We start from the raw sequence: 11,570 nt of genomic DNA, 5'->3' as shown, positions 1-11,570 counted from the left end.
ACCCTCCTGGCCACCTGGACCGGCGCCTGCTCGATATGCGGCCAACCCGCACCCAAACCAGAACCACACCACAGGACCTAACAAAGCCCTACTAGTCAGGACTCACATGCTTCGCGAGGTCACCAGGCTCGAAAGGCCGACCGATCCTCTGGCAGGCACGGTCTTTGACTCTCGCCGGCTGCCTGCCCGGTAGGCACAAAGCGGCTGTCGGGCGCTACGTCGATGCGTGAGCCCCCCGTGCAGCCCGACAGACCTGAGCGCGTGGCCAACAGGTGTGGTGCCCGAAGGTCATATCTGTGCAGCGTGCCGACGGTCGCCGCAGCTCCGGAGACGTGGCGTGCGCTGTGGTTGAGTGCTCCTGCCCCGCCTCACGGCCAACAATTTCTCAGTCGAAGAGGCTCTCCTGTACAGCAGGCGCGCTGCGAGGGCGGGGGAGTGGGCGCCGCATCGCTTCCGCGGGGGCGGGCGCGCCAGCGGATCCCTCGGTCAATGCGTGCTGGCATGCGGCCCGTAGCTCAGGTAACGTGAGCCGGCATCCCAGAAGATCCAGGAAGTCCTGCACGCTCCAGTCGATGAGCGCGCCTTGCCGGGACAGGTACAGCCCTACATCCCTGACAGCGAACACGTCGCTGTAGTTGCTGACTCTCACATCGTTGCCCTGATTGATTCTCAGTCCAGCGCCTACTCCAATGGGTCGCAATCCCCTTGTGTCATAAGGGAATTGTGGAAACTATGTCGGGCACTTGGTGAGAATCGCTGACGCATACCTATGAGAATTGCCTGTTCGTTCAAATGGGAATCGCAATACGAAGGTAGCTTTGACCTGCGATCTTCCCGCTAATCCTCGCTCAGGTGCTGCGCGCCGACTTCGATGCCGGAACACTCCCGCTCGCGCAGGCTCCACTCACACTGCGGGCAGCGCACCGCGTATTGGGTGGTGTCACTCCCGCTCACGCAGGCTTTACGCCGTACTGGCATGCCGCCTCGCGCGGCTCTGCCCCGAGCTGTGGCGCCAGGAGCGCGCACACGACGGGTCACTCCCGCTCGCGCGGGCTTCACAGTACGGAAGCGATCGATTTTCACAGAGCGGCGACCGAGTCATTCCCCCTTACGCGGGCTCTACGAGCTCGTCGTAAACGGTGACGGGCGGCTGGACGCGTCACTCCCGCTCGCGCGGACTCTGCCACGTTCCTGGACCACGAGCCGCTGGCGGAGCCACTCCTGTTCGTGTGGGCTCTACAGGAGGAATGCGGTCTCGTCGCCGACCGTGTCACTCCCGCTCGCGCAGGCCTTTACCCGGAGCGAGGAACATCGTCCGCTACCGGGCCGCGTCACTTCCGCTCGTGCGGGCATTCCCGCTCTGGCGGGCTCTACTACGCCGGCATCAACGTCACCAACACACCCCTCGGATCACTCCCGCTCGCGCGGGCTCCACCACCCTCGCGGTCGCGCCAGAAACACGTCGTGCGGGTCACTCCCGCTCACGCGGGCTCTACTCCCATCGTCGAAATGAAGTTGGAGTACATCGCCGTGTTACTCCTGCTCGCGTGGGCTCTCGCTCGCCAGCGGGCAGTCTGTTCCCCATAGGGGGGTCACTTCCGCCGCGCTGGCTCTACTCGGTGGTGAAGTCGTCCAAGACGATCACCGTCGAGTCACTCCCGCTTGAGCGGGCCTTACATGGCTGGCCGTCTGGTGGTTGCCGAGGACAAGGCACCCCGCTCGCGAGAGTCTCATCGGGGGTGGATGAAATGGCCGGTGATGCGGTCCGAATCACTCCCGCTCGCGCGGGCCTACCGCGGTCGACACCCTCCATCCGCTCGAGGTGGCGTGTCAATCCCGCTCGCGCGGGCCTTACGTCTACCCCTCGCCGGGTGAGAGCCCGCTCGACGCGTCACTCCCGCTTGCGCGGGCTCCACTCCGTCAGGTGTTCGGTGGTGCGGCCCTTTTCCGGGGCACTCCCGCTCACGCAGGCTTTACACTGATCTACGGCCCATGCGGCGCATGAAGGATGCGTCACTCCCGCTCGCGCGGGCTTTGCTACGCCCCTGGATCACGAGCCGCTGGCCGAGTCATTCCTGCTCGTGCGGGCTCTCCCCGAGACAATCGTCGTCGACCGGGGCAAAGTCGAGTCATTCCCGCTTGCGCGGGTGCTACAGCTGGTGACCACGGTGCACGTGAACGGTCAGGTCACTCCCCTCGCAAAGGCTCTTCGAACTCATAAGCCTCTCCCGTGCCGAGCAGGGCGGGTCACTCCCGCTCGCGCGGGCTCTGCTCCTCACTCTTGGGCACGGACCGCAGATGGGTCACTCCCGCTTGCGTGGGTTCTACCCCTGCATCTGCCTCTGCCCGTTCAGTTCGCGCGTGTTACCCGCGCTCGCGCGAGCTCCGCGAACGTGTCTGCTGATCTGCAGCTCCGCATCCAGGGTCACTCCCGCTCGCGGCAGGCTCCATGAAACGTCCGCCCTGCTGCCGCTGCTTCTTCGCGGGTCACTCCCGCTCGCGCGGGCTCCAACGCCGGGCGTCCCAGAGGGCCGAGCCTATCCCGCTCGCGCAGGCGCTCCACCTTCCATAGTCGAACCCTGGACGCGATGGCCGGAGCACTCCCGCTCGCGCGGGCTCAACGTGGGCGTCGGCACCGAGGAGGTCGTCGGGGTCGGGTCACTCCCGCTCGCGCGGGCGCTACATCGGAGTCTCCGCGAACACGGCGGGTTCTGCCGGGTCACTCCCGCTCGCGCTACCCCCTCGTCACTCTCGCGCGCGGGCTCCATGGCAGCAGCCATGTCGGGGGTGCGGATGCCGACGGGTCATTCCCGCTCGCGCGGGCTCTACCGCAGTCTGAGCCTACAGGGCTACGTGGCCGAAGGGTCACTCCCGCTCGCGCGGACTCTACATGTCAGGGGCGAGCCTGCCCTGCTCTACCGCCGGGTCATCCCCGCTCGCGCGGGCTCTACCACGAGTCCTGGACGTCCGGAGCGACCGAGAACGGGTCATCCCCGCTCGCGCGGGCTCTACCCTCTCTGAACTGGGTATTCTGACACGATTTGCGTGTTATTTACTCGCGACCGGATGGAGAAATGATGGCACATCAGCGGACGAGATTGTGAACTCTATGGGGCACACGGCGGGTTGTTACGTTTTCTGGGCGATCGGGCTGCCATGGACCCCACGGGTGGCAGCGTGTAGGTATGGAAGTTGTTGAGGATGCCCGGCACGGCGGCGTAGACCTTCGTCCGTGGGGGAAGTTCGATCGTGCAGCGATGATGGCGTATTCGTTGCTGTTCCACTTGATAGATGTCGGTGCGGTGGGCGCGGTGTTGTGGGACCGGTTTTTGACCCCGAGTCAACGCAAGGTCATCGGCATCGGGCTTGGCGTTTCGCAGGAGCAGGCGCGTTCGCTGGTGTCTTTCCTGGCAGCCATGCATGACATCGGGAAGCTGATTCCGTACTTCCAGTCCTGTGAGCCCTTGGCACGCATTCGGCTGGGGGAGGACCTGCTGGCGGACACGGGCCCGGTGGTGCACGTGCCGCATGCACGCGCGTCGATGCACGCGGGACTGCGTCTGCTGGGTGAGCTGGGATTCGCCGTCGGCGGCAACGACAGCCCTGCTGTACGCGCTGCTCAGTGTCTGGGCGGGCACCATGGCCGGTTCCTGCAGCTCGACGTGGACGGGGCGGCATCCGTCCGCCGGGTCCAGGCCGCCCTGGGCGGACCCGTGTGGCAGGACCTGCGCCGCCGCTACACCCGGCTGCTGTGGCACCTGTTCGGCGTCGATGAGGCCCCCAAGCGGATGTCGGTCGAGGCGGCGGTGCTGATCACGGGGCTGACGATGGTCGCCGACCGGGTCGCGAGCCAGCGCCGGTACTGGGTGCCCAACGCGCACACTCCGTCCTTCGGCGCCGCCGAGCACCACAGTCACGCCCGCCGGCAGGCCGAGGAGGAAGTCGAGCGGCTCGGTCTTACCCGCTTCGCACTGGACAGGGTCCCGTTCACCACCGCTCACCCGGGACTTGAAAAGCCCAACGCTCTTCAAGCCTCCGTGATGGAGGAGTTGCCGCGGCTGGCCGCCGAGCGGGGGAGTGGCATCGCGGTGGTCACGGATGCCATGGGGGCGGGCAAGAGCGTGGCCGCTCTGGAGATGGCGCGGATCTTCAACGAGCACTGCGGTACCCAGGGGGTGATGTGGCTGCTGCCGGCCACGGCCGCCGCCGACCAGGCTTATGACGTCCTGGACCGGTACGTGCGCGCCCACCAGCCCGAGTACGCCCCCGTGACGCTGGTGCACCACCACAGCGACCTCAACGAGGCCTACACCGGCAAGCGCCTGTCCCCGGCGGACACGTCCGTCCTGGACGGACCACCCGACGACCCGTTCACCGACGACCCGGACGACCTCCTGGCCGGCGACGAGGCGGAGTCCGGCCCGGGGACCGCGGGCCCCGACCGGTGGCTGCGCGGATGGGACAATGCGCTCCTGGCCCAGTACACCGTCTCCACCACCGACCAAGCGCAGATGGCTGTCCTCCCCGTCCGCTACAGCGCGCTGCGCATGCTGGCCCTGTCGGGCAAGACCGTCGTGGTCGACGAAGCTCATGCGCTGGACCCGTTCAGCCAGCTCCAGTTGCTGCGCCTGCTGCACTGGCTGGGAGCTCTGAACTGCCCGGTTGTCCTGCTGTCGGCGACGATGCCCGTCTCCACCACCACCGAGCTGGTGCGGGCCTACCTGTCCGGAGCCGGCCAAACCGGTCTCCACGGCGTTTCGTTCGTCCCCGGCTACCCCGGGTGGCTGTTCGCGGACGCGGCGACCGCCACCGCCCACCGCATGTCCGAACCGGCCCAGGACCGGCAACGGGCCGCCCAGCGCAGGACCGCACGTATCCGCACCCGCCAGGTCACCTACCGGTGCCTGGGACAGGCCGGCCGCACCGTCGAGGAGGGGGAGCGCCTGGCCGTGATCGCCGACGTTCTCCAGCCGGTGGTCCGCCACGGCGGATGCGCGGCCGTGGTGTGCGCGACCGTCGCCGACGCACAGGACACCTACCAGTACCTGCGCCGCACGTGGACCGGCCCGCCGCACGACCTGGTCCTCGTCCACGCCCGGGTCCGGGGGCGGCAACGGCAGAGCACGCTGGGCAACCTCCGCCGCCGGCTGGGGCCCAACGGCCCGCGCCCCGCCCGCCTCGTCGTCGTCACCACCAGCCTCCTCGATACGAGCCTGGACATCGATGTCGACCTGATGGTCAGCGATCTCGCTTCTCTGGCACGCCTGTTGCAGCGCCTGGGCAGGCTGGGCCGCTTCACCTGCCTGTGGGCCGGACAGAACCGCCGCCCCGCCTGGTGGAACCGTGAGACCAGCCCGACGCTGACGGTGCTGCACCCGGTCAACTCCCGCGGCGCGACCGCCCTGCCGCCCGGATGGGGCACGGTCGAGCCCGCCGTATCCCTCCACGAAACCGCCCGGCTCCTTCCGGCCCTGGAACAAGAACCCCTGGTCGTACCCGACGATGTCCAGGCCCTCGTCGAACAAATCCACGGCGTCATCTCCGGATTCGCGGCGGAAACGAAGCGCCTGCAGCAGATGGCTGCCACACACCAGACCCGAACCGGCCGCCAGCAGCAGCTCAGCGCAGTCCACCTGGTGCCCCCGGCGAAACGCGTCTCTTCCCTGGCCGACCTGCACCGCCAGCACCTCACCACCGCCCAGGCGGCCACCCGGCCCGGTGTCCTGCCCCGCCGCCTGCTGCCCTGCTACCGCAGCCCCGACGGCACTCTGACTCTCGATGCAGCCGGCCTTCTCCCGCTCCCGGACCAGGAACACCTCAGCACGCGCCACCTGCGCAGCATCCTGGAAAACACACTGCCTGTCCCGGCCGCCTGGGTCACCCGCGCTTCCGCCCGGCATCAGCCGCCTGCAAGCTGGCAGCAGCACCCACTTCTCGCCGACACCGTGCTGCTGCCCACCGATTCCGCAACCCGTGAGAGTGAACAGCATTTCGGCCATCACTGGCTCCGCATGGACGAAGAGCTCGGCCTCCTGCACCGCAAGCAGTAGTTATCACCGTGCGTAAAACTCAGGGTCGAAAGCATCACGCCATCTTTCGGTAGTCGGACTTTCTCACCGGTCGCGAAGCGCTGCGGCGACATGATTCGCTGTGCCCGCACACCGCCGAACGCCCAGTCGCACATCGCACACCATTCCGCCCCACAAGGGCGTGGCGATGTCCCCGGCGCACCACCCGGACGCGCCCGGCCGGCCCCGGCCGCCGCTGTGCCCCACAGTGACAAACCACCCAAGAACACCACCACCCCGGCCACGGTTTGGCCGCACCCCGAACCTCCGCACGCCCCTCCCCAGTCCCGAAAGAACCATCCCCCTTGTCTTCGATATCCCCGCCCGCCACATTCAGCGCAGCCGACAACCCCTGGATCGACGTCCGCACCGGCCCCCACTACGACCAAGTAGGCCTGCGAACCCTGTTCCTGGACGCCCACCGCATCGACGATCTCGCCCTGCCCCACCCGCCGGCAGCCTCCGCACTGCTGCGGATCGCAGCTTCCATCACCGCCCGCATCACCGGCCTCGACGACCCCGAGCTCACCGCCTCCCAGTGGAACGCCCTGCGCCGCCGGTGCCTGGCCACGGGCCGCTTCGACCCGGACGCCGTCCACGCCTACTTCGACCAGCACGCCTGGGACGTCTTCGACCCGGCCCGGCCCTGGCTGCAGGACCCCGCGCTGCGCACCCAGTGTCCCCACAGCACTGGCATCAACGTCTTCGTGCCCGGGCGTCCCGGTGGAAACAACCTGGCCTGGTTCAGCCCGCACAGTCACCACACCGCCGAGCCCGTGCCCACCGCCGAGGCTCTGCAGATCCTGCTCATCCACCACTACTACGGGCGTTCGGGCAAAGGCACCCCCCGCACCATCGGCGGCGCCACCATCGGGAAGCAGAGCAGCGGCCCCCTGCGCTCCAGCATCTCTTTCCACCCCCTGGGCCGCACCCTGCCCGAAACGCTCCTCGCCGGCGTACCCGCCTTCACCGGCGACGAACAGGCACCCGGTGCAGACGCCTGCCCCTGGGAAGAACCCGCACCACCCGACCCGCAGGCTCAGCTGATTCCGCAGACCTGGCCCGGCCGGCAACTGACCGGACTGAGCCGGCACGCGATCCTCCTCGTGCCCGGCCAAGGCGGTGCCACCGTCACCGACGCCTACATCACCTGGGCCACCCAAGTGCCCAGGCCGATCACCACCGACCCCTACCTCGCCTACCGCTTCATCCCCGAACGCAAGGACGTCGCCCGGCGCCGCACCCTCCACCGCGCTGATGCGTCCCGCGCATGGTGGCGCGACCTGGAGACACTCCTCCTGGCCCCGGACGAACACGGCACACACCGCCGGCCAGCCATCTTCGACACCCTCAACGACCTTCCCGAACCCGTGCGGCGCAGCCTGCGGATCCGCGTCCACGGATTCGATCAGGACGGCAAGGTCATCGACCGGCAGTGGTACACCGCCCTCACCCCACCGCTGCTGAACTGGACCCAGGAACACGACCCGGTCAAAGCCCAGCGCATCGCCGAGTGCTGCCAGGAAGCCGAACAGACCGCGCAGCAACTGGCGATCGTCACCAAAGCGGCCTGGAAGGCCGCCACCGGCGGCAGCCCCGCCAAGAATAAGCAGCCCCTCTGGACCGGCAAAGCCTTGACCCGGTACTGGCCGAAGGCCGAAACGGTGTTCTGGCGGCTCCTGGACGAACCCGGCACCGGTGCACCCACCGCGTTTGCGGACGCGGCCGCAGCCGCCCTGCGCGAGGTTACCGAAGCCGCCCGGATCCGCCATACCTCCGCAGCCCGCGCCGTCGCCCATGCCGTCAGGGACCTCTACCGCCGGCCCTCAGCGCCCCGGAAGGCCGCCTGATGCCCACCGCAGCCGAACACCGCACCTCCTGCGACGCGTTCATCTCCCACGTCCACCTCCTGTGCGCCGAGCCCGGCGTCCGCGTCCGCCTCAGCCGAGGACGGGGCCGCCCGGTCGAGGAATGCGCCCCCATGGACCGCTACCTGGCCCGGCGCACCGCGCACCGCAACGGGCGCCGCGCCTACTACACCGTCGCGAGCCTCATCGCGACGGCCGGGCCCCAGGCTCATACCCCTGGCGTGCGCCCCGACCCGGACAACGACACCGGCCTCATGACTGCGGGCGACGATCCCGGCACCCTTCTCGTCGCCCCCCTCGAACCGGCACCCGCACCATCGCCGCCGGATCCGGCGGCCTGGTTCGCCCGGCCGAATCTTGGCGCCACCCTCGCCGCCGCCGTACGCAAAGCCGGCCACGGAGCGGAGCGCACCGAGGATCTCCTGAGCGTCCTGACCCGCCTCAGCGACGACCAGTTGCACCGCCGCCTGCCCGCCGCCGTCACACGGCTGCTGAAGGACGGCATCACCCCAGACTGGGGTGTCCTCCTCCACGACCTGGTGCAACGCCCCCACCACCGTGACCAGGTCGGACTGCGCTGGCGCGACGCCTTCTACCTCGCCACCCCCGAACCCCGGCGCTCCTGACCCCCCGACCCGACCGGCCCCTTCCTGTCAGCTACCCGTCGGGACACCGCCCCGGGGGCAGGCCGCCCGGCAGCTCACGTTCCGAAACCGTCCGGCACCTCGGGCCCCGCCCGACCGCCCGGACCGGTCGGCGGCGCACAGACCGATCCCGACCCTTCCCACAGTCCACGGCACCCCGTACCCCGCGGGCCGTATCAGCGGCATGCCCGCCGCCCAGTGAAAGAAGCACACCCATGCATACCCCGGCACGCTTCCTCGACCTGCACATCCTCCACCCCGTCACCGCCGCGAACCTCAACCGTGACGCGGACAACGACCCCAAGACCATCTCCTTCGGGAACGCGACCCGGGCCCTCGTCTCGCCCCAGGCATGGAAGCGCCCCATCCGCCTCAGCGTCGAACAGGAACTCGGCGAGCACGCCGCCCGCACCCGCATGGTGCCGCCCCTCGTCGCCCGGAAACTGCAGGAAGCCCAGTGGCCCGAGGGCCTCGCCGAGTTCGCCTCGGCACAGATCGTCCACTCGGCCAAGAACGGCGGCCTGCAGCACAACGCCAAGGAGGGCTACCGCACCCAGGCCATGCTCTACCTCCCGACGGACGTCATCGACGACCTCGTTGCCCTGTGCGAAAAGCACCGCACCGCACTCGAAGAAGCACTCGCCGCCCACACCCCCAAGAAGTAAATCGACGCGGTCCTGCCCACCAAGGAACTCGCCGCGCACCTGACCCGCCGCACCGCGAGCATCAACCTGTTCGGGCGGATGTTCGCCGAACTTCCCGCCGGTCACGTCGAAGCAGCCGTACAGATGGCCCCCGCCTTCTCCGTGCACCAAAGCGACCCGCAACCCGACTTCTTCACCGCGGTCGAAGACCTGCCCCAGAACGGTGACTCCGGCAGCGCCCATCTTCAGACCGCGTTCTTGACCACCAGCGTCTTCTACCGTTTCGCGACCATCAACATCACCGACCTCAACCACAACCTCGGACCCGGCGCCCCCGCCGCCACGGTCAACGATCTCGTCGAGCTCTTCGTCCGGCACTTCATCCTGAGCATGCCTGGCGGCAAGAAGACATCCACCGCACCGCACACCGTCCCCGACCTCGTCCACTACACCGTCCGCGACCGCCGCTCCGTCTCCTACGGCGCCGCATTCGAACAGCCCGTCAAAGCCGCCCCCCAGGGCGGCTACACCGCCCCCGCCCGCCAGGCGCTCGCCGACTACGCCGCCACCATCAGCCGCCTGCTCGGCACCCGCCACCTCGTCGCCCACGGACACACCGGCACCACCGCCAAGCCCATCAAGGACCTCGGCGCCCACCATGCATCCTTCGACGACCTCGCCACCGCCTGCGCCGCCGCCGCGACCGCCGCTCTCACCCCCGCGGGCCGGCCGTGACCGGCCTCGTTCTGCGACTGGCAGGCATGCTGCAGTCCTCCGGCGAACGCGGCGTCTTCCACTACCGCGACACGTGCGCCTTCCCCACCCGTTCCTCACTCATCGGTATGTTCGCCGCGGCCCAGGGGCGACCCCGCGAACACGCCCTCGACCCCTACTCCCACCTGCAGGCACCGGGCGACATCACCGCCCCGAGCCACCGCGACCTGACCTTCACCATCCGCGTCGACCAGCCCGGCACCCTGTACCGCGACTTCCACACCGTCGGCGGCGGCTACCCCAAAGATCAAGGCCTTCTCACCGGCAACGGCACCCGGCGAAAACCCTCCGCCTCCACGCTCGTCTCCCACCGCGACTACCTCACCGGCGCAGTCTTCACCGTCGCAGTTGAAGGACCCGCCCGCCTCATCACCCACATCTCCGAGACCCTCAAACGGCCCCGATTCGGACTCTTCCTCGGCCGCCGTGTCTGCCTGCCCGACGAACCCCTCGTCCTCAACACGGGCAGCCCCGACCCCGTCACCGAACTCCTCACCCGCACCCCCCTCACCCGCAACCAGCCCCCCGGCGGCCCCACCGACACACGCCTGACCACCACATTCGTCTGGGAACACCCACCCCCCCGGCGCCGACCCCACCACCCCACCCGACCGGGAAAGCACCAGCGAACCCATCAACCTCACCCGCACCGCCCGACGCCACCTGCCACGCCCCCTGTGGATGACCACCGAACACCTGCCCGCCCACCTCTACGCAGGACCTCGACCGATCGACGCCCTCATCACGTACGTGCACGGAGAGCCCGCATGACCAGCCTCACCCGCATCGTCCTCGACCCCCACCATGCAGCGGCCAGAGCCGATCTCGCCGACGTCGACAGTCTCCACAAGACCCTCATGCGCCTGGTCCCCGACCGCACCGGCCCCACCCCCCGGGCCACAGCCGGCCTGCTGTTCCGCACCGAACCCGGACCCGACCCCACCCTTCTCATTCAGACGGCCCACACCCCCGACCTCACAGCCCTGCCCACCAGCTACGGCACAGCCCGCACCCTCGACCTCACCCCCCTGCTGAACTCCCTCACCGCCGGGCGCACCATGCGCTACCGCATCACCGCCGCCCCCACCGTCGCCCGCTCCGCAGGCAACCCAACCCGCCACCCCGTCACCGGGAAACGCCGCGGCAAAATCACCCACCTCACCGGCGACGAAGCCATCGCCTGGTGGCAACGCCGCGCCACAGACGCCGGACTCGAACCCCTCACCATCTCCGGCCTCCCCCGGCCCTTCCCCCGCACCCGCCTCGCACGCTCCGCCCCCTACTTCACGCTCACCCAGTTCGACGGCCTCGCCCGCATCACCGACACCGGCCTCCTCACCCACGCCCTGACGAACGGCATCGGCAGAGCAAAAACCTACGGAGCAGGCCTCCTCTCACTCGCCCCCGCCTGAACCCCAACCAGAAAACACACCCGTCATGCCACACATCCCTGACCAGAACGCCCTGCGCGCCGTCGCAGTCCACCGCCTCTACACCCTCGAACAGTCAGAACGGCTCACCCGCACCCGGATCACCGGCGTCGCCGACGCCTTCGGCGTCGACCCCCGCACC

Annotated in this window: 4 protein-coding genes and 1 pseudogene; all 5 read left to right on the top strand. The window is 68.9% G+C overall.

Features of this window, described 5'->3' with window-relative positions:
- Positions 1-3,185: 3,185 nt before the first annotated feature.
- The 5 genes and pseudogenes from ABTZ94_RS32295 (at position 3,186) to cas5e (ending at position 11,410) form a co-directional block, all read left to right on the top strand.
- Complete coding sequence (locus tag ABTZ94_RS32295) at positions 3,186-6,050, top strand: CRISPR-associated endonuclease Cas3'' (protein WP_351206150.1); 2,865 nt, start codon at positions 3,186-3,188, stop codon at positions 6,048-6,050.
- A gap of 323 nt (positions 6,051-6,373) precedes the next feature.
- Complete coding sequence (gene casA / locus ABTZ94_RS32290) at positions 6,374-7,918, top strand: type I-E CRISPR-associated protein Cse1/CasA (protein ID WP_351206148.1); 1,545 nt, start codon at positions 6,374-6,376, stop codon at positions 7,916-7,918.
- Complete coding sequence (gene casB, locus ABTZ94_RS32285) at positions 7,918-8,562, top strand: type I-E CRISPR-associated protein Cse2/CasB (RefSeq protein WP_351206146.1); 645 nt, start codon at positions 7,918-7,920, stop codon at positions 8,560-8,562. Before casA ends, casB begins: the two co-directional genes overlap by 1 nt.
- A 233-nt stretch (positions 8,563-8,795) precedes the next feature.
- A pseudogene (gene cas7e, locus ABTZ94_RS32280) lies at positions 8,796-9,959 on the top strand (type I-E CRISPR-associated protein Cas7/Cse4/CasC).
- On the top strand, positions 9,956-11,410 hold the full coding sequence (gene cas5e / locus ABTZ94_RS32275) for a type I-E CRISPR-associated protein Cas5/CasD (RefSeq protein WP_351206144.1): 1,455 nt from the start codon (positions 9,956-9,958) through the stop codon (positions 11,408-11,410). The pseudogene cas7e and the gene cas5e overlap by 4 nt, the downstream one beginning before the upstream one ends.
- Positions 11,411-11,570 lie beyond the last annotated feature (160 nt).

This window comes from Streptomyces sp. NPDC002785 (assembly GCF_040295565.1).
Lineage (GTDB): Bacteria > Actinomycetota > Actinomycetes > Streptomycetales > Streptomycetaceae > Streptomyces.
This window is presented reverse-complemented; position numbering and strand designations above follow the sequence as displayed.